Origin of the sequence: Thalassotalea sp. Y01 (assembly GCF_012932945.1) — a bacterium.
Taxonomy (GTDB): Bacteria; Pseudomonadota; Gammaproteobacteria; order Enterobacterales; family Alteromonadaceae; genus Thalassotalea_A.
Window position 1 is genome coordinate 484,462 of record NZ_JABBXG010000001.1, and the last position, 22,566, is coordinate 507,027.

At 42.6% G+C, this 22,566-nt stretch carries 20 protein-coding genes; 5 read left to right on the forward strand and 15 right to left on the reverse strand.

The features are described from left to right. The first annotated feature begins 108 nt into the window (after positions 1 to 108). Positions 109 to 735 (forward strand): DUF1326 domain-containing protein, encoded by a 627-nt coding sequence (locus tag HII16_RS01940; protein ID WP_169126982.1) that lies wholly within the window; start codon positions 109 to 111, stop codon positions 733 to 735. Positions 736 to 787: 52 nt separating this feature from the next. Continuing rightward, positions 788 to 1,510 carry a DUF2182 domain-containing protein gene (locus tag HII16_RS01945; RefSeq protein WP_211183363.1) on the forward strand — a complete coding sequence of 241 codons (723 nt, stop codon included), beginning with the start codon at positions 788 to 790 and terminating at the stop codon, positions 1,508 to 1,510. A 12-nt stretch (positions 1,511 to 1,522) separates the two neighbouring features. On the opposite strand, the gene HII16_RS01950 is transcribed toward HII16_RS01945, so the two are convergent. The 4 genes from HII16_RS01950 to HII16_RS01965 form a co-directional block, all read right to left on the reverse strand. Further along, positions 1,523 to 2,335, reverse strand: a complete 813-nt coding sequence (locus HII16_RS01950; protein ID WP_169126984.1) for a thioesterase family protein — start codon at positions 2,333 to 2,335, stop codon at positions 1,523 to 1,525. Between the two features lie 57 nt (positions 2,336 to 2,392). After that, positions 2,393 to 3,193, reverse strand: coding sequence for an alpha/beta hydrolase (locus HII16_RS01955; RefSeq protein ID WP_169126986.1), 801 nt, complete (start codon positions 3,191 to 3,193; stop codon positions 2,393 to 2,395). Between the two features lie 122 nt (positions 3,194 to 3,315). Beyond that, the gene (locus HII16_RS01960; RefSeq protein ID WP_169126989.1) at positions 3,316 to 4,086 is read right to left on the reverse strand and encodes an elongation factor-1 alpha; all 771 of its coding nucleotides are present in this window, start codon (positions 4,084 to 4,086) and stop codon (positions 3,316 to 3,318) included. A gap of 89 nt (positions 4,087 to 4,175) precedes the next feature. Next, positions 4,176 to 4,703 carry a MarR family transcriptional regulator gene (locus HII16_RS01965; RefSeq protein WP_169126991.1) on the reverse strand — a complete coding sequence of 176 codons (528 nt, stop codon included), beginning with the start codon at positions 4,701 to 4,703 and terminating at the stop codon, positions 4,176 to 4,178. A 256-nt stretch (positions 4,704 to 4,959) separates the two neighbouring features. On the opposite strand from HII16_RS01965, the gene purU reads away from it, so the two are divergent. The 3 genes from purU (at position 4,960) to HII16_RS01980 (ending at position 7,515) form a co-directional block, all read left to right on the forward strand. Continuing rightward, positions 4,960 to 5,802, forward strand: a complete 843-nt coding sequence (gene purU, locus HII16_RS01970) for a formyltetrahydrofolate deformylase (protein ID WP_169126993.1) — start codon at positions 4,960 to 4,962, stop codon at positions 5,800 to 5,802. A gap of 85 nt (positions 5,803 to 5,887) precedes the next feature. Next, on the forward strand, positions 5,888 to 6,934 hold the full coding sequence (locus HII16_RS01975) for a hypothetical protein (protein WP_169126995.1): 1,047 nt from the start codon (positions 5,888 to 5,890) through the stop codon (positions 6,932 to 6,934). A gap of 95 nt (positions 6,935 to 7,029) precedes the next feature. After that, complete coding sequence (locus HII16_RS01980; protein ID WP_169126997.1) at positions 7,030 to 7,515, forward strand: hypothetical protein; 486 nt, start codon at positions 7,030 to 7,032, stop codon at positions 7,513 to 7,515. Positions 7,516 to 7,523: 8 nt separating this feature from the next. On the opposite strand, the gene HII16_RS01985 is transcribed toward HII16_RS01980, so the two are convergent. From HII16_RS01985 to HII16_RS02035, 11 genes are all read right to left on the reverse strand, one after another. After that, positions 7,524 to 7,853 carry a hypothetical protein gene (locus HII16_RS01985; RefSeq protein ID WP_169126999.1) on the reverse strand — a complete coding sequence of 110 codons (330 nt, stop codon included), beginning with the start codon at positions 7,851 to 7,853 and terminating at the stop codon, positions 7,524 to 7,526. Between the two features lie 187 nt (positions 7,854 to 8,040). Then, complete coding sequence (locus HII16_RS01990) at positions 8,041 to 9,054, reverse strand: class 1 fructose-bisphosphatase (protein WP_169127001.1); 1,014 nt, start codon at positions 9,052 to 9,054, stop codon at positions 8,041 to 8,043. A gap of 28 nt (positions 9,055 to 9,082) precedes the next feature. After that, positions 9,083 to 10,156, reverse strand: coding sequence for a class II fructose-bisphosphate aldolase (gene fbaA / locus HII16_RS01995; protein ID WP_169127003.1), 1,074 nt, complete (start codon positions 10,154 to 10,156; stop codon positions 9,083 to 9,085). Positions 10,157 to 10,167: 11 nt separating this feature from the next. After that, positions 10,168 to 10,779 carry a bifunctional 4-hydroxy-2-oxoglutarate aldolase/2-dehydro-3-deoxy-phosphogluconate aldolase gene (eda, locus tag HII16_RS02000; RefSeq protein ID WP_169127005.1) on the reverse strand — a complete coding sequence of 204 codons (612 nt, stop codon included), beginning with the start codon at positions 10,777 to 10,779 and terminating at the stop codon, positions 10,168 to 10,170. A 34-nt stretch (positions 10,780 to 10,813) separates the two neighbouring features. Further along, positions 10,814 to 11,734, reverse strand: coding sequence for a sugar kinase (locus HII16_RS02005; RefSeq protein WP_169127275.1), 921 nt, complete (start codon positions 11,732 to 11,734; stop codon positions 10,814 to 10,816). A gap of 2 nt (positions 11,735 to 11,736) precedes the next feature. Beyond that, a complete protein-coding gene (locus HII16_RS02010) occupies positions 11,737 to 13,059 on the reverse strand; it encodes an MFS transporter (RefSeq protein WP_169127007.1) in 1,323 nt (440 codons plus the stop codon). Continuing rightward, positions 13,059 to 13,403: a cupin domain-containing protein gene (locus HII16_RS02015; RefSeq protein WP_169127009.1), complete on the reverse strand. Its 345-nt coding sequence runs from the start codon at positions 13,401 to 13,403 to the stop codon at positions 13,059 to 13,061. Before HII16_RS02015 ends, HII16_RS02010 begins: the two co-directional genes overlap by 1 nt. 14 nt (positions 13,404 to 13,417) lie before the next feature. Beyond that, complete coding sequence (locus HII16_RS02020) at positions 13,418 to 15,580, reverse strand: heparinase II/III family protein (protein ID WP_169127011.1); 2,163 nt, start codon at positions 15,578 to 15,580, stop codon at positions 13,418 to 13,420. Positions 15,581 to 15,676: 96 nt separating this feature from the next. Beyond that, a complete protein-coding gene (locus HII16_RS02025; protein WP_169127013.1) occupies positions 15,677 to 17,899 on the reverse strand; it encodes a polysaccharide lyase 6 family protein in 2,223 nt (740 codons plus the stop codon). Positions 17,900 to 18,041: 142 nt separating this feature from the next. Further along, positions 18,042 to 18,920 (reverse strand): NAD(P)-dependent oxidoreductase, encoded by an 879-nt coding sequence (locus tag HII16_RS02030; protein WP_169127015.1) that lies wholly within the window; start codon positions 18,918 to 18,920, stop codon positions 18,042 to 18,044. Between the two features lie 184 nt (positions 18,921 to 19,104). Beyond that, positions 19,105 to 22,206, reverse strand: coding sequence for a TonB-dependent receptor (locus HII16_RS02035; protein ID WP_169127017.1), 3,102 nt, complete (start codon positions 22,204 to 22,206; stop codon positions 19,105 to 19,107). Between the last annotated feature and the right edge of the window lie 360 nt (positions 22,207 to 22,566).

Sequence of the window (22,566 nt, forward strand, 5' to 3'; positions counted from 1 at the left end):
AAACGCCGCGTCAATGAAGCGGTGTTTTTTTATGCCTTTTGCAAAAGGAAAAGCCGCTTTTTATTGTCTATACTTGAGCCACCACGGATAGTGTTAAGGAGATAATGTATGGCTTCAGATCATGATTGGCATTTGTCCATGCATCAAATCGAAAATTGCAGTTGCAGTCACGGTTGCGGTTGTCAATTTTCAGGATTCCCAACCAGTGCCAATGGCGGCTGTCAGGCGGTGCTTGGCTTTATCGTCATTAAAGGCCACTTCAAAGGTCTTGATTTGACCGGCTTAAAAATGGTGTTTGCTGCAGATTGGCCAGGCGCTATGCATGACGGTAATGGTTCTGGCGCATTGTTTATCGACAACGCCGCATCACAAGAGCAAGTCGTTGCATTAGCCACCATTATGTCAGGCCAAGCAGGCGGCATGCCTGTAGAAGCGCTAGGTACCTTGTTTAGCTCATTTGATGGGCCACTAATGGCCGACATTACACTAGATAGACAGGACTATCGTTCAACCATACAAATTGAAGGCGTGGTTGACGTATCGCAAGAACCTCATATAAACCCAGTTACCGGTGAAGAAAATCGTGTTCATATCGGCTTTCCTGAAGGTGGTTTTATGTGGAACGATGGCTTTGCAGGTAAAACCAAATTGATGAAGATTAATCACGGTAATCTTGCTTTTGAATATTCAGATACCTTTGCAGCCAATGCGGTGGTGAACTGGCCAACAGGCTAGCGTCACAAACATCATAAGATGCGAAACAACCTCTGGTTAATATTTTCAGCGTATGACAACAACAATAAATCGCATATACATATTATCGGCTATTGCCCTGCTTATTTACCTAAGCTGGTACTACATGTTTTATGGCATGACCATGAACATGGATCCGGTGCAGACGTGGAGCTCACTTGACATATTTAACTTATTTGTAATGTGGGCAATAATGATGGCAGGCATGATGCTGCCATCTGCTCTACCTGTGATCCTGTTGATTGATAAGGTCAACCGACAAAAGCTGCAACGCCAACAAACAGTTACACCAACATTATTTTTTGCCCTCGGCTATTTACTTGCTTGGACCTTGTACTCTGCACTAATCACCTTTATTCAGTATTATTTGCATCACCTAGAACTATTAACGCCAATGATGGACAGTGGCTCAACGCTATTTAGCGGTGCCATCTTTTTAGTCGCAGGTATATATCAATTCTCGTCTTTAAAACAATCCTGTTTGAATTATTGTCGTTCGCCATTAACGATTTTGAGTAACGGTTGGCGACAAGGCGTCTGGCCGGCAATTGAGATGGGATTAAAAAATGGCGCTTATTGTGTCGGCTGTTGTTGGTTTTTAATGGCGATTTTATTTGTCAGCGGGGTAATGAATCTAACCTGGATTTTACTACTAACCATCGTCGTCATTATTGAAAAATCGATGCCCAAAGGCGATATCATCAGCAAGTTTCTTGGTGCTGTGCTGATCCTATTGGGCATTAGCTATATGGTGTAAAGCAAATAATCACTAACTATCAAATACAGTGAAAACCTGCCTTGATATCGCAATCAATTCGCCTTGGGCATCCCAAATATTGGCCTCAGTATGACCATAACCATCTGCCGCCTGCCGCGTTTTAACTTGGTAAGCGAACCAATCAGTTGTGGCAATATCGCGATGTGGATGAATAAATTCTAAGTTCCAACTCAAACTACTTGCCGGTGCTGGCCAACGCAGCATTTGCAAAACCGGTGGTGGCCAACTGTCGATTAAGGCAATGATGTGAGCATCGGTGATCTGTTTTGGCGCTTTACTAAATCGCATCCAACCAAATATTGCGGACGCGTCATTGGCCATAAAGGGCATCTTGCCTTCAATGATTGCCATATCAAAGTGACGCAAAAACTTAGGAACAAGTTTAGGGATTTGTGGAATAAAGTTGGCTCTTTTAGGAAGCTGATGGTCATGAAATTGCAGGTTATCTACCTTTATTTTTGAACTTCGTTCAACGCCGAAACTGGCCAGTGCGGTAATACAAACCGCATCATCTTGCATCGCTTTAGCCAAGACTTGTGTCACATTTTTGCCTTGTCGTAAAATCTCGACGTCGATAGACAACGGCTGCTCTGCGCTAATGGGGCCAACAAAACTCGTAGACAGAGAACGCAACAATCTACCTTCACCAACTTTGATGGCAATGGCTTGATAGGTAACGGCGGCTGAAATACCACCAAATAAGGTTCGTCCTTGCGACCAGGATTTATCAACTTGAATCGTCGCTCTATCTGCACCATTTGCCAACTGTTGTTGAACGGCGCTTAAAATGTCATCTATGTGCATGATTGAGTTATACTTATTATGAGACCTGAGTGGTCTTACCAGTAAAGTTAACTCATTTTAGGAATGTTGTTTGATAAAATCAATCGATTGTTGATTAAATTGTTTTGGCTGCTCGACATTACAGACGTGACCACAGTCTTCAATTTCCACCAAGTGACTCTGTTGATGGCGCGCAACAATGTCGCGAACAGGGCGTAAAAACATATAGTCATTCTGCCCCATTAAATACAAAGTTGGTTTACCGCTTTCATGTTCGCGATAATACTTCATCAGCGGATTAACATCTGCTGCCAGTTTAAACCAACGTTTAAATTCTTTCTGGCATAACTTTTTCGCATCGTTAATAAACATATGGCGTGATTCTTTTTGTCCTTTCTGCGGCATAAGAATAAATGCGAACAAACGATACAACCACATGTATGGCATAACATGTTTGAAAAAATCACCGAGTTTAACCAAGGTATTAGAGCGATAATCAAAACGCGTAACAGCGCCGCCCAAGACCATAGACTTAACCCGACTTGGGGCTAACTCCGCCAATTTGTGAATTAATATGGTGCCCAACGAGATGCCAACGAAATGAGCCGTGCGTATTTTCAGGTGATCAAGCACATGAATGATATCTTGGGTGACATCTTTGAAGGTGTAGCCTTTGGTCAGCAATTGTCGAATCGTAACCGGTGCCGAACGGCCATGCCCACGCAAATCAATAAACAACAAATTGAAATGTTGTTTATATTCTTTTAATTGTTTGAACCATATTGATGAGCTGCCACCAGCACCATGCACGAAAACAACCCATTGGTCAGAATTGGGGTTTAAAATGGTTTTATGAAAAAGTAATGAATTTGCCGACATCGAGTTACTACAAAAAACGCTCACTGAACTTCGTGAGCGTTAGATTCTCGCACGCTGGCGTACAGTTGTAAACTGAAATCGCAACCATTAAGCGATGTTAAAATTTGCCAAGCATGGGTCCATTACCATGCGGGTTGATGACGATTAGGGTTGCTGTTACTGCGCCACCACATTTGCTGCATTGATACACACCACATATAAGCGGAGGCGATGGTGTAACCGACACCACCTATAATCGTTAACCAAGCAAAGTGAGGGTTTATTTTCGTCAGCCACCAAGACAACACATCGATAATTAAGAACGCAAATGGCGTGCTGATCGCGACCACTTTTAGCCAATTTGCAATCCCAACCGCTAAAGAAAATATAAGACCAACAAAAAAGAAGATAAAGGCAATACCAAACAAATGAATGTGAGAAACCCGTGTTAAAGAATCTATGCTCGCACCGTTATCGACTTGCGCGACAGGCAACACTCCTTGATATTGGTTAAAGTCAGGTAATCCCGGGATAACACCATGGCATTGAGTGCAATTGTTGGCAAAATGAGCGGCAATTTTGTTGTCCCACTGAGTTTCACTGGCACCCTCTCTAACCCACTTAATGATATCTTGGCGCACGACTCGTTCGGCTTTATCTTGCATAGAGCCATTTAGTTTGTTTTCCAATTTACTGCTTTTGCGATCGCCATAGTAACTATAAACAATATCATCAACAGATAAGCCAAACTTGCCATCGGCCATGCCATGGGTCAATAGTATTTGCCCACCAGCAACCATAAGCCCTATGCCTATCACCAATAAGTAGCCGGTAAAAAGAGCTTTTAAACCAAGTGCAATAGACGGTAAATTTAACACCGTTTGCGTTGCCTTGGTGCTGTCTGTGTTTATCATAATATTTTCCTCGTGAAGTTAATTTCATTAAGTCCTTTACCTAGGTTTGTTAACAAAGGGGTTAATGAAATTAGTGGGAAAATATTGCCTCAATTGCCTTTAAGCCAGCTCACTAATTTTCCACCAAGACCAAAAAATCGTCTTAGCATTGGCCTGTTCATCGCCTTCATCTGTTGATACCAAAGATCCATTGTGGTCATAAATTCAGCCATTTGTTGAAATTGCTGTTGCACATAATCAGGGGTATCAGATTCACTTTTCGCTTGTGTCTGTAATTGCTGCAATAGCTCAATGGTGGGATCAATTTCCCGCTTCTTGCGCTGCTCTGCCAACACCAGCATCATGTCCCAACAATCTTTAACTGCTTCAAAATAATCCCGTCTATCACCAAGTTTTTGCGTCATATTAACCAAGCCAAGAGCTTGCAATTCTTTTAAGCTGTTACTGACATTGGAACGGGCGACACCAAGACTTTGGCAAATTTGTTCGGCATTTAAAGGCGATTCAGACAACACCAACAAGGCAAATATTTGTGCCACGGTGCGATTTACGCCCCAACGAGAGCCCATCTCTCCCCAATGAATGATGAACTTTTCCATAGACGGTGTAAGTTTCATAATTTGACCTTTAGTAATTTCTGTCATTACAGAAGTTACTATAATTTAGAAATTGATCTAGATCAAATAATAACCGCCGTAATCAGAATTTTGTCAGCTTAGCTTCTATTAAATCGCGTTATTGCGATATCCAATCGCGCTATAGCTAAGCACAAAATAGCATCAACAAATCGCTGACTTTTTAAACCGCAAAATATAAGCTAAGTTATAGAAAGCTAAGAAAAATAATCGACTTTAAGAAGATAAGGGAAATAGCATGCTGACTTTGGTTATCTCGTGCCCAGACACTATTGGTATCGTTGCCAAAGTGAGTCATTTTATTGCCAGTAATAATGGTTCGGTTATGGAATCGAATCATCATACTGATATTGAAGAGTGTTGGTTTTATATGCGCAATGTGATCAACACCAGTAAAATGAATATTTCTCAAGCGCAGTTTGAACAACAATTTGCCGCTATTGCTGAAGAGTTTTCCATGCAATGGCATGTCAGAGACATGAATAAAAAGCAAAAAGTGGTGTTGTTTGCCAGCCATACCTCACATTGTATTGCTGATATTCTGCACCGTTGGCATAGTAGCGAATTAGATTGCGACATCGCCGCAGTGATTTCCAACCATCGAAATCTTGAGTCTTTGGTACGTTTCTACCAGATCCCTTTTCATCATATAACCATGACTGCCGATACGAAGGCCGATGCGTTTGCCAACATGGATAAACTGCTTAATAAATACCAGGCTGACACCATTGTCTTAGCTAGGTTTATGCAAATCATTCCGGAAGCAATGTGTCATAAATATCACGGTCGACTTATCAATATTCACCATAGCTTTTTACCGTCATTTATTGGCGCAAACCCATATCAAAAAGCCCATGATCGCGGCGTAAAATTAATCGGGGCGACCTGCCATTATGTCACCGCTGACTTAGACGAAGGCCCAATTATTGAACAAGAAGTGATTAGGGTAAATCACAGTTGTGATAAACACGATTTGATTCGCTTAGGGAAAGACGTCGAGCAAATGGCTTTGGCTCGTGGCCTCAGATACCACTTGCAAGATAGAGTGATTATCCGCGGCAATAAGACCATAGTCTTTTAATGTTTTGTTGTACCGACCATAGCTAAACTAACCTAGATAATATAACCGAGCTAATATAAACGAGAGAATAAAACCAGGAAAATATATGAATAGGATCGCTCATTGCTTGCTGTTATCCGCTATTGTCTGTTCAACTTTCTCAATAGCATCCGAGCAGCAGCACGATAACATGGACATGAGCATGGACATGAGCCAAGCCGTTGCGCCAATCAGTATCATGGGCAGTCACTTACATAAGCAAGGCGGTTGGATGATATCCTATCATTTTATGACCATGGATATGCAAGACTTGCAGTTAGGAAAGGATCGAATTTCATCTGATTATGCGCTCGAGTCCTATATGATGGTGCCAGATGAAATGAGCATGGATATGCATATGCTCGGTGCCATGTATGGTTATTCAGATGATTTGACCTTGATGGTGATGGCAAACTTTATCGATCAGGAGATGACTTCGCTGATGCGGCCTATGATGGGCATGATGCCTGCAATGGCAACAGAGGTTGAGATGAGCAGTGATGGTTTAGCCGATGTTCATATCCGTGCCATGTACCGCACTTATACTTCGACAAAAGTTGATAGTCATATCAGTCTTGGTGTTGGCTTGCCTGTTGGTGATATTGACCAATCGCGGACGAATATGATGGGCAACAAAGTCATTATGGGCTACCCAATGCAAATCGGTAGTGAAACAACCAACCTTTTAGCCACCTACACTATCAAATTTAGTGAAAATAGTTATCAGTTAGGCGCACAATTTAACTACCAAACAGCGTTAGATGAAAATGATGCTAATTACGAACCTGGTGATCAATTGCAAGTTCACAGTTGGGTAAGCTTTTTATTTGCTAACAATCTCAATGTCAGCATGCGCATAAGCTTTAGCAACATAGATAATTATTCTGGCCGTGACGACAGGTTAAAGCCAATGATGTCACCGGTTGCCGACGCCAACATGCGTGGCGCAAAAATATGGGATTGGGCCATAGGCATCAGTTATCGCTTTAGTAATCCAACACTTATGGGTAACAGTTTATCTTTTGAATACAGTGAACCATTAGAAGAAGATTTCGATGGTGTGCAATTGCAAACGTCAAAACAAATCACCCTTGCCTGGCAATATATGTTTTAACTGCACAGAAGTCGCTTATTTCTTAGCGTTAGTGAAATTCATGGACTAGAGTTATTAATAGGACATATGCCACGTAACAGCTAGGGAGGGCGCCTATGAAACCTCTATTGCCTTTAACTTTTATACTACTTTTCAGCAGCTTATTTTCGTTCGACGCAATTGCTAAGAAAAAGAATGACTTAAATGTTGAGATAATCTATCCACAAGACAGTGATACAGGAAATTACGGCAGCCCTAAAACTGTTTTGACGATAAATGATTGGAACACATATAGCGATGCCACAACTAGACTCGGTACCTCTCCAGGTTTTAATGTTGATTTTCAGGTATCACAAGTCGTGATTATTGACTGGGGAGTAAAAGGCACTAGCGCGAGCCAAGTAAGAATATTAAACGTCAAAGAAAGAGCAGATTTTATTCAAGTCAATGTGCGCTATACATTCACCAACACAGAAGACCTAGAATGCTCATTTCCAGCAGCCCTGTTCAGACCTTTAGCAATCGTCAAAATTGACAGCAAAAAACCGATATTTGTTCGTGAGTTTTATCAAGAACTTACTTGTGCTGATAGCGTTTTTTAATAAAGTCGCTACGTAGTACCTTGCGCTTCATCGATACAGTTGGTACGCACCGATTTAAGACCATTAACACAGACTAAATCGCCTTCGGTACATAAATGTATACCTTGATTAAATTCAGCATGACATTGCGCTATGGTATCGATAAATTGATTACAATCGGCACCGCATTTACAATCCGCTTGCTTAAGCACTTTTGCGCACTCAGTCGCATCATTGCCCTTACATTCAGCGACACTTTCTGATGCCTTAACCAAACACTCGTACTGCCCCGACGCCAACGCTAGCGGGGATTGTATCATTGCTGCCAACATCATTAACGCCATTGCAAAGCCTTTCATAGTGCCTACCTTTCCATCTATCAGATAGAAAAAGTATAGTGAAAATAATGACTTTTGGCGCATTAAGTGATGCAGAAAGCCTGCAACAAAGATCAAAAAACCGCTCGTAACGTACGGCTTTCTGTTTTTTTGTTATCGTTTAGCTAAAAGCTAACAGGCATGGCTATAATTAAGATGTGGTCATTATTTAAGGTATGGTCATTGCCATTGCAGTGCCTACATTTTCGACACCAGAGCAGGCATTTAATGAGGCCAAACTTTGGTATTGAACCACCTCCGATTCACTGCCCATCACCACAGGAATACGCTGATGTAATTCCAATAATGGTTGACGTAAAATAGAGCCTTCCCCAGTTGATTCGCTGCCCCCGGCATCACGCATTAACAACGCCATTGGAAACGCTTCATACAACAAGCGCAATTTACCTTGCTGATAGCCAGGACGGATATCTTGTGGGTACAAGAACACGCCACCTCGGGTCAGTACGCGATGGATATCACCTACCATGGCCGCATTCCAGCGCATATTATAACGCTTGTCATTACAGGTTAATAAGTCATTAATATAGTGTTTGGTTTGCTCCAACCAATCATGCTGATTGGCCATATTAATAGAGAACTCTGCGGTCTGCTCTGGAACTTTCAACTCTGGAATCGTCAGCAAAAATCCACCATGAGTTAAATCAAGCGTATACACTCGGGTCGCTATGCCAGTAGACATCACCAATAATGTTGATGGACCATACAATACATAGCCGGCACAAATCTGCTCATTACCAGTTTGTGCGAACTGTCGCCAGTCGCTCGCTGGTATCTCATCTTTGCCATTAAAAATAGTAAAGATGGTGCCGATTTGGCCATTAATATCGACGTTCGATGAGCCATCAAGTGGGTCGAACGCAACGATATATTTACCCGACTCGTTTACCGCAACGATGTCGTCTTCTTCTTCGGAGGCGATGGCTTTAACATCACGCTCATCTTGCAACAACTCTTTGAATAACTGATTGGCGATGACATCCAGCTTCTTTTGCGTTTCGCCTTGAATATTTTCATCCAAAGTCGAACCTAAGACATCCGATAACGCCCCTTGACTGATGCGAAAGGCAAGCTCTTTCGACGCGGCTAGTATGGTACGAATGACCATAATTAAATCACTATCAACGCCATCTTCACGCAATACCGGAATTAATCTTTTCATTGGATAAGGTCTCTATGTACTTTATGGATTAAACAAAACGATTGATGCAGCTCAAGTCACTAAACGCTTGTTGTAATCGCTGCGCCATACTTTGTTCTGCCTTGTGCAACCAAACTCGTGGGTCGTAAAACTTTTTATTCGGCTTATCGTCACCCTCAGGGTTACCAATTTGGCTATGCAAGTAATCGTTATTCGCTTGGTAAAAATCCAACACCCCCTGCCAACTTGCCCATTGAGTATCGGTGTCGATATTCATTTTGATCACACCGTATTCAATGGCTTCACTGATTTCTTCTGGTGATGAGCCTGAGCCACCGTGGAATACGAAATTCAAAGGTTGGCTTGCTAGATTAAATTTATCGGCGACAAACGCCTGTGAGTTTTTCAGTATTTTAGGCGTCAGTTTGACATTACCAGGCTTGTAAACGCCGTGCACATTACCGAATGACGCGGCAATGATGAACTTGTCTGAAATCTGTGAAAGCCTTTGATAAGCGTACGCTACGTCTTCAGGTTGGGTATAAAGCGAGGCTGCATCTAAACCGGTATTATCAACACCGTCTTCTTCGCCGCCAGTACAACCCAATTCGATTTCTAAGGTCATATCAATTTTGCTCATGCGCTCTAAATAGGCAACACAAGTATCAATATTATCGATTAGTGACTCTTCTGATAAATCGATCATATGTGAACTGAACAATGGTTTACCTGTGGCTTTGTAGTTCTGCTCACCCGCATCTAATAGACCGTCTATCCATGGCAGTAATTTTCGTGCTGCATGGTCAGTATGCAATACCACCGGCACGCCATAGGCACCAGCAACTTGATGCACATAGTGCGCCGCGGCGGTTGCGCCAAGAACGGCTGCCGCCTGGCCATCAAGCTCTAGCGACTTGCCACAAAAAAATGAGGCGCCACCATGAGATAGCTGAATAATAACCGGAGAATTAACCTGTTTAGCCGCGGCTAATGTGGCATTAATTGAGTTAGTGCCCACCACATTAACTGCCGGTAAAGCGTATTTATTTTTTTTTGCATCAGCAAACAATGCGGTTAACTCATCACCAGTTATCACACCGACGGGTAAATTATTTGAAAGCATCGTTATCTTCCTTATACCTCAGCGCAGGCCTTGCTAATCGCTTGCCAGTCTTGGTTATCAACTAACTGCTGGCTTGCAACCCAAGTGCCACCAACAGCAAAACAATTTGCCAGTCCTAAATAATCGTCTTTATTGGCTTGTGATACACCACCTGTTGGGCAGAATACGGTATCTTTGAACAAGCCAGACATAGCAGAAATAAATTTGGCTCCACCAGATAATGAGGCAGGAAACAGTTTTAACTCATGAAAACCATGACGACGCGCGGTTAAGATATCGGCAACATTAGCAACGCCAGGTAATACCGGGACACCGCAATTTTGTAGCGCTTTAGCTAACACGCTGTCCATGCCTGGGGTGACGATAAAATCGGCTCCAGCATCTATGGCTTTGGCTAGGCTTTGTTCGCAAATAACCGTACCCGCACCAACAACCATCTCAGGGAAAGCCTGCTTAATGGCTTTTAATGCCTCAATAGATGCATCGGTGCGCAACACAACTTCCACTAAATGAATACCGCCAGCTTGCATTGCGCGAGCAATATTAACACCTTGCTCTGGCGTATCGGCTTGAATAATAGGTAATAAGACCTGATCGGCCATTAAAGAACGAAACGTGTTCATGAATATATTCTCAAAATTGGGCACAACCCCATCGTTAGATGAGGGTTGCGTTGATTGCGTGTTTGGGTGCGATGGCACCGGGATGTTGAATAACGATACCAGCGGCTTTGCTTGCCTTGCTTATCGCTTGATTAATAGAGTCACCGTTTAATCGAGCACCGAGATAGACGCCATTAAATGCATCGCCTGCCGACGTTGTATCAACGACATTCTCTACCGGTGTAATAACATGTTGTTGCGACTGTCCGTCACACACAGAAATAACCGATGCAGGACCATTTTTAATGATCACTTCAGCGATATCAAACGACTCACAAAAGGCTTGTACGCCGTCACTGCTATCAATTTGGTATAACGAGACAAAGTCATCTACACCAGGTAGTGCGATATCAGATAATTCAAATGCTTTATTAAACTGCTGTTGAGCTTGCTGCTCATTTTTCCACAATCGAGCACGATAGTTTGGATCGAACACAATTTTAACACCCGCTTGTTTTAGCTGTGTGACTTTCTGCCAAAACGCTGGGCGAGACTCTTCATCGATAACAGCCAAAGATATCCCAGAGAAGAACAACATATCACAACCGGATAATTGCTCAGTTACTTCAGCATCGACGAATTGCATCACTTTCTTTGCCGCTGAATCACTGCGCCAATAGGTAAAGCTGCGCTCGCCGGTCTCATCGGTCTCAATCAGATAGATACCCGGTACTTTTTGTTGGTGCGTAAACACCAAATCGGTATTGATATCTTCACTGGCAAAACGCTGACGCATTTTGTCGCTGAGAGTGTCTGCCCCTACAGCAGACAGTAACCCTACATGCGTCTTAGGAAAGCACCTTTTCATATAAACGGCTGAATTATAAACATCCCCGGCAAATGATTGCTTCATGGTGTCAGATGAACTGTTCATCAATTCAATCATGCATTCGCCGAGTAAATAAATGCTTTTCATCATTAGGCCTTTTTCATTTTACCAAGTTGCTCTGGGCTTTTAAGTGGCTCAACTTTTGGAATAAGAATCCAAACCGCCAACATAGCAATGATGGCAAGAGACGCACCAATAACGAACGCAGGGGTATAGTTACCATCGGCGGTTAAATAAGGTACTAACGAGGTTAAACCTACAGCGCCTAATTTCGCAGCCATACCGGCAAAACCAGCTAAGGTGCCTACAGATTTTTTACCTAATAAGTCACTTGGCAAGGTTTGCACGTTACCAATAGCTGTTTGGAAACCAAATAGAATAACTGCCATGATAAGTACCGCAGTAACTGGTTCACCTGGGTTTGCCATAGCAAGTAACGATGGCAACATAATCAAACAACCTAAGGTAATGGTCAGCTTACGAGTTTTATCTGTGTTCCAACCGGCTTTCAGTCGATTTTGCGCTAGCAAACCACCAAACCAAGCACCAAACATTGCGCCTACATATGGAACCCAACCATAGATACCAATCGATTTAACATCCATGGCATACACTTCGTTTAAGTAAATTGGAATCCAGAAAACAAATAACCACCAGATAGGATCAATTGCAGCAGAGGCGATGATAACTCCCCAGCTTTGCTTACGAGATAGCAACTCGCCTGTCGATGGGTTGTATTCCTCTTCTGGCTCACTATCGTCAGTTTGCTCAGGGCGTTGACCGGTTAAGATATACTGACGCTCTTCTTCGGTGATCCACGGATGTGAACCCGGTGGCGCTTTTACCAATACTAGCCATGGGATAAGCCATAATAGACCGACTAAGCCAACGACAACGAACACCATTTGCCATGAAAAATACACCGTCAAAAAGGCAATAAGCGGTATCGCTACGATACCGCCAATAGCAGCACCTGAATTGAATATACCTTGCGCTAAGGCACGCTCTTTGGTTGGAAACCATTCGGCATTACCTTTGGTCGCACCTGGCCAGTTACCGGCTTCAGCGACACCTAAAATAGCGCGGAAGATACTAAAGCTTAAGATACCTTGTGCGAACGCATGTGCTACCGTTGCTAGTGACCAAACACCAATCGATAATACGAAACCTAGACGAGTACCAATCCAGTCAAAAATCTTACCAAAGATTGCCTGACCAAAGGCGTAGGCAAATACAAACACAATCGAAATATTCGCGTAAATTTGTTTACGCTCTAATGCCGATTCATCTGGGAATAAATCTTCAACGATATCAGGCCATAAAACGCTGAGCGCTTGACGGTCAATGTAGTTAATAATGGTGGCAAGAGCGATTAATGCAATCACCCACCAACGTAATCCTTTAACTTGCATTATTTATCCTCCAAAAAATCTTCGCGTGCTGGGCTAAATGTATCGATCAAGATGCCACCGGTTGGGCACGTAGCACCATGGTCGGTATGTGGCGGAATATAACAGCTGTCACCTGGCTTTAAGATTTTGGTGACACCGTCAATATTGAAGTGAAATTCTCCTTCAACAACATAGGTAACTTGAGAATGTCTATGAGCATGGTTGTAACCAATAGCCCCTTCAGAAAACCAAATTTTAACGGCCATTAGTTCATGGTTATAACCAAGCATCTGACGTTTTAAGCCACCACCAATATCTTCAATCTCGGCTTCGTTGGCAAATGTAAAGTGGGCACTTTCGCTCATTGTAATTCCTCGTGTTACAGCTGATTATGCAATTTGAATAAGGTAAACCTTCCTTCAAATTTATACTCGTTGTTCTTATAATTAAATGTTGTCATACCAATACCTTGGCTATTAATTGCCAATAGGTAGCGGCCACTATTGTTGAGTGTTACCTCAACCACTTCTATTTCACCAATCTGCTCAAAACGTAATTGTGAAACGTTTGATTGCGCTGAAATAGTAAATTCTTTCGATGGGTTATATTCACCATGCGGCTCTAATACACTAATAAACGTGTGATTTTTAACACCTTGTTTTCGATAGATAAAACCCGCTTCATTGCGTAAGTTAAAGTCAGGGTCGTTGGCACCAACTCGGGTAAACAACAATTGCGTGTCACCATCGACAATACTTGATTGCGTATAAAATCGGCCATTGTTATTGAGCCAGGTAATTTGTGCTAGCCCCGCTTTTGGTGCCGATTGTGCGGTTAACCAAAGGTGCTGATAACCGTTACCTTTACCCAATGCAGTTAATGATTCGCTAAACGCATTACGCTTAAAATTGCTGTCGATCAACTGGCCTTGATAATGCAAAGGTAGGTCATATTGATGTTGCGCGTCACTTTTGACATCAAACAGGTCTATTAATAAAGGCTGTTCGCTGTCAGGCAAAGCGACGAGAGCCATAGTGCGACTAAGACTAACACCTGGATAGGCGCTATCGATATCACCACGGCTAATGCTTCCGAACTCGTTACTATCAAAGAAAATCAATTCTGGGTGATTGGCATTACCGACTTCAACTTTACCATCAAAGTGGCTGCGTTCATCGACGACAACGGTATTATGAGCGACGGTTTGCTTCGCGTAGCTATCGTTCTCAGGTAAATACTGCCCACCGGATTTGGCTTCAACATTCAAAAATCTGGCGGCGCCGTAATCAGCAACAATTTCTGCACCATTGTCATAAAATTGCCATGCCAGTTTATCGAAGTGACCATGACCAAGGCCCTGCGCAGCGGGTTTAAATACCACAGCACTGTCACCTAAGGTTTGCTCACGCATCACCACAAGTGCACCTTGTTTGCCATCGGCACCGTCACCAAAGGCTAACGATCTAAATTGATAAGGCGTTTGTTTCTTCGCATCGAGCGCATTAGCGACCGAAAGGCCGTCACCTGTTAGGATGACTTGCTGTTGCTGTTCGGCGATATCTAACAAGCCCGTATCTTGGGTCAAACCATAGGCGATAGTAACTCCACGCACTAACTCGATGGTATCTATACCCTTGCTTTTGATGGCATCATTTATTGGGAAAAATAAACCGTCATAACTCAATTCAATCGTGGTGGTGATAGCTTTTAGCAATATACCATCACGATGTTGAAATATTTTGCGCTCTGGTTGGTTGGTTTCAATAGCTTTGGCAAAAGTGACAAACGGCATCAACGCATAACGCTGATAATATGGCCCTTCGTTATAGTAGCCTTGTGGCGAAAACAACTCGTCTAATTGGCGCATAAACCCGCCCTTGCCTGACTTGTCTAAACCATATAAAGCTTGCTCAACCCACTCTTGCTCGCCAATCGCATAACCTGTCATACCAACAGCAGCGGTTAACCAAGTACCATGGTTATGCACTTTATTAAACGTTGCGGGAGAGTCCACCGACAAGAACTTAACGATAGGACGCAGAATGCCTTGCTCAATACGTTGCTTTTCAACAGCACTCAAACTGTTAACAATCATGTCATAGGCTTGAGAGGTATACACCAGCCAAACCGCTTCGTTAAGGCTTTGCCAAAACAGTTTACCTGGGTTGTTTTTATCTTTGCGACGAGCGGGATGCAGTGGCAGCGTTGGATACATATCCGCATACGCAAACAACATATCTCGCACGTAAGCGGCGTACTTGCTGTCTTGGGTTAATTGAAACACCACGCCAGCGTTATACATAAGTTTATAGTTTTTCTTATGACGCTCATGGGTAAAACCACCACCGGAGTCTTTAGGTAATGGCACATCGATAGGCTGAGCTATTTGCAAATCAACAGACGATTTTCTGTCAGCAAATTCTGTTGAAAAGCGACCGTCACCTTGCAGTGCAACGCGCATATCAGCGATATCTTGGTGGGATATTACTAGGTGAGGGCTCTGACGAGACTCAAGTTCAGTTGCTGCATTAGCACTAATCATAAGCTGCAGAGCCGACACCAGTAATAAACCGAGGGAGCTAACAATAGATTTAAAAGGTATAGATTTAAAAGATTTTGATGCAAACATAGTATCGGCCTATTGAACAATCTTGTTGTTGTCTAATAGAGCGGTATGCTCACCCGCAACACGCAATTCAACAATGCTTGGTTGTTGGTTCAGTTCGTTGTTGCTCAATGAAGAAATTGGTTCACCGACCGTGTGTTCTATAACAATTGGCGCACTGTCTTGCAGCGTATTGCTGTCTATATTGGTTACTTGCACACCATGTAAGAAAATGCTGGCATCGGCTTTGTTGCGCTTGCCAAGACCTAGGTCTTTGATGGTGTTGTTATTCATAACAAAATGAGGACCAAAGGTACTTTCATCGGTACCACCACGATATAACTTAACCAATGCACCCTGCACTTGATTAAATTCATTGTCGTTTAGGACAACGTATTCAGCATTGTATATGCCGAGGTCTTCGTGCTCTTTATCAAGGCGCAACACATCGCCAGTGACGTTTACAAAACGATTGCCAAGCAAGCTGATTTGGTCTGCAAATGCGCCTTTACCTGATTCAAAAAAGTGGAATGAATGATTCACATCAAGGTTTTGAATAACGGAATTTTGCATCAGCAAACGATAGTTTTGCGTCATACCCCATTTCTTAGAACGAATCATCACATTGCCAGACGAGTCTGGACTGTTTACGCCATCGATAACCACCCCATCGATTTTTATACTGCCACCATCAACGATTTCAAACAAGGTACCGCGTTCGAAGGTGATTTGTGCGTTACCGCGAGTTTGTGCTTGTATCGTTATGGTCTTATCAATCGTGATAATTTTTCGTTCATCAAAACGACCATCTTGTAAAAGCAGTACGTCACCATCCTCGGCGTTTTTAACCGCGTTGAATAAAGCGTCTTCGGCAACGTTTACGGCAACTTTTTTACCGCTATCAAAGGCTGTTGCTGTTGCTGGTTTTGGGTACCAGCTTGGCCCCGTTTGAGACTTTTTAATCGGCGTAAGTTTTTTATCGACACCGATATTTAAACCTTTTGGATACAGCAGACCATTATCACCTTTTTCTAACTCGATAGCTTGTTGCGTAATGCCATATGCAAGCTCAGGCGGTGCGACCTGATTACTGACATTGTCCGCAAACTTCACCCCAGACACATCGTCAAACAAGCTAAATGGTTGCTTGCTTTCATTGACAATGAGGTTATTAGTAAGCGAAGAGCTAATTGGTACGGCTGAGCGTTCAGCATCACTACCTGCCGCCAATTGAATATGATCAACATTGATAAAGCTGTTATTGCTTATTCGCGCATTCTCGACTTGATGATAGCGATTAATGGGTGAATTTGGCACGCCATTCATAATGGTGAAACCGCTACCAAAACGGTAACCCGTTAACCCTTGCAAGTAGTTATTACGAACTATTTGGTCTTTGTTAATAACACGAATACCACCGGTATGATCAACTCCGTTACCAAAGAACGCGTTATTTTCAATGATGTTGCCGTTACCATGGCGCAACGTTAGTGTGCCACGAGATTCAAAAAAGACATTATTCTTTAATACATTCTTGCCAGATTTTACTGAGATGATTTCCACCTCGCCATTACATTGGTCAAAGTAATTGTTTTCAACCAGAGTAAAAGAATCCGTTAAAGAATAGTGACTGGTGCCAATACGCAATGTTTCACCACCGTTCGAGCCCAATATTTGGCGCGGACCAAAATAATTGTGATCAATTTGATGATGATTTTGCTGGCTATTTTCACTATTTAGACGCACCGCCATGGTGACGCCTTTGTTGGTCTTGCCCGCCAAGTAGTTATAGTCAAAGCGATTATACTGACCATACATACCGACCCAATAATCAGATTCTTGCTTATCTGGATTCGAGTAATCTTCGATAACCATTTCACTAATGCGTGAATGATAAGCTAAGTCTGTTTTATTGCGACGAAAGGCAATCACTTCATTACTTGGAGTGTAACCTTGCTTAAACACCAATCCTGATGCATGCAAATATTGACCTGCTAAACGCAAGTTTGATTGACCGCTTAGGATAACCTCACCTTTGGTCTCTGCCGTCAAGGTGATAGGTTGATCTTTTGTGCCTTGCCCGGTAAACAAAATTTCAAAGTCTTGCCAAGTGCCATTGGCGAGCTTCACCGTATCTCCAGCTTCTAATGAAGAAGCTATCTCAGCGTAGGCTTTTGGTGAATCAACTAAATATTCTTTAGCGCAGAGCTCAGTTGTTACTAGTAGAGATATAAAGGTCAAGGCAAGATTTTTCATGTGTGTACCGTACATCAGGATTGTCAGTGGATAAGAATTAAGGCTTTTTACAACTCTGTGTCAGAAAAAGCCTTAACCTAATACGCAGCGAGCGAGTTTATATGCATGTGTTCGCGGACTTTAGACCGCGAACCGATCGAGATTACTTGTTTAAAGTGCGAAAGTAATCAAAGATCTCAGGTACGTTACCATTGCCCATGCCAGCGTCAAATGCCGCTTGCAAGTTAGCCGATGAACCTTCTGCGATCTCTGAACGAGTGCCTAAGTCTTCAACCATTTGTAAGAAGTAACCTAAGTCTTTATTAGCGTTAGCAATTGAGAAACCTAAGTCGCTAACATCGTCTACTGCGTAGTTTTTACAAAACTGCATAAACGGTGAGTTAGACGGGCCAGTCGACATGATGTCGAACAATTGTTGACGATCAACACCAGCACGATCAGCAACAGCGAACGCTTGAGACATGGCACATACTGTGGTCATACCCATAAAGTTGTTGATAAGTTTAGTGGTGTGACCCGCACCTAGAGCGCCAAGGTGGAATACATTTTCACCCTGCTCTTCTAATACAGGTTTAACTTTGTTGAAGGTATCGATATCGCCAGACGCCATAATGTTCAATAGACCATCTTTCGCATGAGCTGGGGTACGGCCAAGAGGCGCATCAATCATACCAACACCTTTAGCGGCTAAATCAGCGCCGATTTTACGAGTTGATGCAGGAATTGACGTACCAAAATCAACCAATACAGAACCTTCTTTGATTCCAGTAAGAATGCCTTCATCGCCATAAACAACTTTCTCTACAATGGCAGATGTAGTCAGACACAACATAACAATATCACTAGATTCTGCTAATTGCTTTGCTGAGCTTGCCGCTTTTGCACCGCGATCAACACATGCGTCTACGGCATCTTTGTTGAGATCCATGACCGTCAGTTCATAGCCTCTATTTTGTAAATTTTCGACCATGTTGCCGCCCATAAGGCCTAGGCCGATAAAACCAATCGTTGGCTTTGACATATTAAACTCCTAAATTACTGTTTCGTGCGTGCCGTGAATGAATTGCGAGGCATTCTTATATAACGGGGCACCTAATTTTGTTACTTTGTTAATGGACAACGTTCTAATCGTAGATACGGCTAAAAACGTCGTCTTGTTTGTTTAGACGAGCAGCATAAACTGCTCGTCAAAGTCTTGTTGCTTATTAGAATTTAGCTTTAACACCAAACTCCCATTTAGTTCCTGAACGAGAGTAATCAGCAATCGTTGTGTCGTTACCACGAGTGTACACTTGTGGTTCGTTGGTCAAGTTAAGACCTTTCAAGAAAAAACTAACATTTGAGTTCAACTTATATTTAGCTGACATATCGATGTAGTTCGCGTCTTGCACATAACGATGTGAGCGATCAGGGAACGGTAGGCTGTTTGGTTGTAGGTACTTAGATCTGTGTTTCCACAATAGACGTACCGTTGTATTTTCACCTTCCCAGTAAATTGACGCTGACGCAACATTACGAGAGAAACCAAATAAGTTGGCATCTGGTACAATACCTGGACTTGCTGGCTCATCTGTATTGAAGTTTGAATCCGCGTAGTTCCATGCGAACTTGGTACCAAGGCCATTGAATGGTGCAGGTAATTCGCTAAAGTGCTTCTGACCGGTAAATTCGACACCTTTAATGACTGAGTCATCATCAGATGTTTGTTTAACAAGATGGCTTACATCTGGGTAAAGCGAATCTTCACCATCTAGTTCAACAGTGATGTCACGTTGTTCTGTAATGGTCTCATAACCACCTTCGAACGACTTGTAGTACAATGCCGCACTAAAGAACGCGTCTTGCGACGGGTAGTATTCAAATGATACGTCGTAGTTCATCGCAGTGTATGGGTCTAAATGGTTACCATTTGCTTCACCGCCACGGATAACTTGTGAGTAATCCGTGTTAGTATCTGGGTCACATACCGTATCATCTTCATCTTCACAGGTTTCATAGCTTACACCGGCTGACATCGCATTCATTTGAAAACGAGAAAGTGAGCGATAAGCTGCTGTACGAATGAAGAACTCGTCGGTAACCATAAAGGTTAAGTTCAAGCTAGGTAACCACTCAGTGTAATCTGAATCTAAGTCAACAGCTTCGATTTCACCGGTTGGGTTAATTACCGCATCCCAAGTGATGTCACCTTCATTGTTTTCTGTTGATGTGATGTACACCTTGTCACCCCAACCATCAGAGTGAGTTTCAGTTTTAACGACACGAACACCAACGTTACCAAACACTGGAATATCAGCAATTTCGGTATCAATGTTGGCCATAATATAACCGGCTGTAATGGTTTCCTCTACATCACGGTCACCACCATCACGGCCATCTTCACGTTCGCCAATGTCATAAAAGTCTGTACCTGTTGCGCCTGGCAACTGGCCTAAGATTTGACCAATAAAACACTTGTGATCATAGGTTGCATAACGCGTTGCGTCGCCACCTTCACCTGGTTCTTCGGTAAATTGAATGTTGTTCTCATGGTCGTTTTGACAATTGTCGATAATGCCATTGATCAATTCTGAGTTTGCTTCTGGATTTAATTCATCCCAACTATTATCTTCGTTATCGCTGGCACCATTACGTTGGCTACCATCGGCAATAACAAGTGATACATCATTGTTTACATAGTCAACCAATTGTTCTACTGAGTAACGAACACCGGCTTTAATGCTTGAAATGTAATTATTATCCAGTTCATATTGACCGCTAAAATCAATAGCCCAAATATCATCTTTACGTTCTTCATGAGTACGACGATATTCTACGTATGCGTGGCCGTCATGAACAAAGTTGCCCATGTAGCTAGCATCAAACGCTTCCCAAGAAGAGAACCCAGGATCACTTGGGCCTAAGCGATTGCTATCAAGCCAAGTGAGGGTTGGAACATTACGACCACGGAAATCAAGTGAGTAGTTGTAACGCTCAGTCGAACGGAACTTGGTACGATGACGCGTACGGTAACGGTAAGATTCTGAGTAAGATAAATCTAAGTTAAGAGTTAAATCATCAGTAGGCGTGTATTCAATCTCGATACCACCACCGCGATATTCATCTTCTTGGTTACGGTTTTCACCTTGTAATGTAGGACGGGCTTCACCGGTTGCATACAATAAGGTGTGATCTGAACTGATAATGTGATCAGCAAGGTCGTCGCGACGCGTATCTAGCGCCAATTCCATACGTTTTTCGGTGTATTCTAAATCAGAATGCTCATAATCAACGTTAATGTTTAACTGATCATTTGGCACCCATTGGAACGTAAATACCGCGCCAAAACGATCATCTTCATCTTCGCCTGTACGCCAGTAGGCATCATTTGGTACATAAAAGATACTGCTTTGATCATAATCGGCAAGGTCGGTATCAATACCTAATTCAGGTTCACGACCTACACGACCGGCACTAACACCTTGTTGACCAGTAGCACAGTTACTACCACCGGTTAATGGTGTGCCATCAGCAGCGCGCAAGGCACATACACCCATTTGTGAACTACCGCCGTAGTTTTCTTCCGGGTTAGAAGAATCTGTGTAGTTAAAACCAAGGGTAAAACCCATGTCACCAAAATCATCGGTTTCCCATTGCTGTACCGTAGATGCAACAAATTTTGCACCCCAAGGATCAACATCACCGTCTACATCTTCGTAGTAGCTGTTGTAAATACCGGCAGCTTGGAATGTAGACTGGCTCTTACCGTAATCTACCGCGCGTAACGAGTTCACATCGATGGTACCTGACGTACCACCTTCAACAAGGTCAGCTTGTTGAGATTTGTAAATGACGACTTTATCAACAAGTTCTGATGGGAATTTCTTAAAGTTTACTGCTCGACCAGGACCAGCATTGGTAATAGTGCGACCATTAAACGTTGAATAACCCCAATATGAACCAAGGCCACGAATTGATATTTCGTTTTGACTACCTTTAAGACGGTGACCGGTTGCACCGGTAATATTTTCAATAACGTCTGATAATGATAAACCTGGTAGTTCACCAAAATCCGCTGCCGCAACAGCATCGACGATTGCGGTGGTATTTTTCTTTTCGTTCAATGAACGAGTCATGGTCCCCCTCATACCACTGACCTCAATCACCTCGATATCTGATTCTACTTCAGCTTCGGTTTCGTTTTCTTGTGCCGTTGCACCAAATGCAAGCATTGTTAGCAATGTTGAAGCACATAAGAATTTTCGTGGATAGCTGCCCTGTTGGCGAATTGCCCAGCTAATCTTATTTAACTTGTTGTTAGTAGCCATTGATATATTCCGATTATTTTAATTTTTTTATATTCAGCTTGTGCTTATTCAAGCAACATAAAAAAACATTGTCAACCATTTTGGTAAAACAATTTAACATAAAATAACATTTATAAACTTACCAATTGATCGCAACCCCTTAACCAATAACGGTTTCAGGCTAAGGGTCACCAAAGACAGTTAAACAAGGTTAATTTTGACCAATTCATATCATCGGTAAATATCTTCGATTGCCGCTTCACATTGAGGGATTTTTTATTTGCAGTGTGAATTGCCACACTAAGGTATTAGACGTGCGCGACAGGAACTAGGAATTAGATAGAAAAACAAACCATATAATTGATAAATTTTCCTGCAAGC

Excerpts from the sequence above, each read along its gene's own strand:
- HII16_RS01940 (WP_169126982.1), top strand. The coding sequence starts at position 109 with ATGGCTTCAGATCATGATTGGCATTTGTCCATGCATCAAATCGAAAAT.
- HII16_RS01945 (WP_211183363.1), top strand. The coding sequence starts at position 788 with ATGACAACAACAATAAATCGCATATACATATTATCGGCTATTGCCCTG.
- HII16_RS01950 (WP_169126984.1), bottom strand. The coding sequence starts at position 2,335 with ATGCACATAGATGACATTTTAAGCGCCGTTCAACAACAGTTGGCAAAT.
- HII16_RS01955 (WP_169126986.1), bottom strand. The coding sequence starts at position 3,193 with ATGTCGGCAAATTCATTACTTTTTCATAAAACCATTTTAAACCCCAAT.
- HII16_RS01960 (WP_169126989.1), bottom strand. The coding sequence starts at position 4,086 with ATGATAAACACAGACAGCACCAAGGCAACGCAAACGGTGTTAAATTTA.
- HII16_RS01965 (WP_169126991.1), bottom strand. The coding sequence starts at position 4,703 with ATGAAACTTACACCGTCTATGGAAAAGTTCATCATTCATTGGGGAGAG.
- purU (WP_169126993.1), top strand. The coding sequence starts at position 4,960 with ATGCTGACTTTGGTTATCTCGTGCCCAGACACTATTGGTATCGTTGCC.
- HII16_RS01975 (WP_169126995.1), top strand. The coding sequence starts at position 5,888 with ATGAATAGGATCGCTCATTGCTTGCTGTTATCCGCTATTGTCTGTTCA.
- HII16_RS01980 (WP_169126997.1), top strand. The coding sequence starts at position 7,030 with ATGAAACCTCTATTGCCTTTAACTTTTATACTACTTTTCAGCAGCTTA.
- HII16_RS01985 (WP_169126999.1), bottom strand. The coding sequence starts at position 7,853 with ATGAAAGGCTTTGCAATGGCGTTAATGATGTTGGCAGCAATGATACAA.
- HII16_RS01990 (WP_169127001.1), bottom strand. The coding sequence starts at position 9,054 with ATGAAAAGATTAATTCCGGTATTGCGTGAAGATGGCGTTGATAGTGAT.
- fbaA (WP_169127003.1), bottom strand. The coding sequence starts at position 10,156 with ATGCTTTCAAATAATTTACCCGTCGGTGTGATAACTGGTGATGAGTTA.
- eda (WP_169127005.1), bottom strand. The coding sequence starts at position 10,779 with ATGAACACGTTTCGTTCTTTAATGGCCGATCAGGTCTTATTACCTATT.
- HII16_RS02005 (WP_169127275.1), bottom strand. The coding sequence starts at position 11,734 with ATGAAAAGCATTTATTTACTCGGCGAATGCATGATTGAATTGATGAAC.
- HII16_RS02010 (WP_169127007.1), bottom strand. The coding sequence starts at position 13,059 with ATGCAAGTTAAAGGATTACGTTGGTGGGTGATTGCATTAATCGCTCTT.
- HII16_RS02015 (WP_169127009.1), bottom strand. The coding sequence starts at position 13,403 with ATGAGCGAAAGTGCCCACTTTACATTTGCCAACGAAGCCGAGATTGAA.
- HII16_RS02020 (WP_169127011.1), bottom strand. The coding sequence starts at position 15,580 with ATGATTAGTGCTAATGCAGCAACTGAACTTGAGTCTCGTCAGAGCCCT.
- HII16_RS02025 (WP_169127013.1), bottom strand. The coding sequence starts at position 17,899 with ATGAAAAATCTTGCCTTGACCTTTATATCTCTACTAGTAACAACTGAG.
- HII16_RS02030 (WP_169127015.1), bottom strand. The coding sequence starts at position 18,920 with ATGTCAAAGCCAACGATTGGTTTTATCGGCCTAGGCCTTATGGGCGGC.
- HII16_RS02035 (WP_169127017.1), bottom strand. The coding sequence starts at position 22,206 with ATGGCTACTAACAACAAGTTAAATAAGATTAGCTGGGCAATTCGCCAA.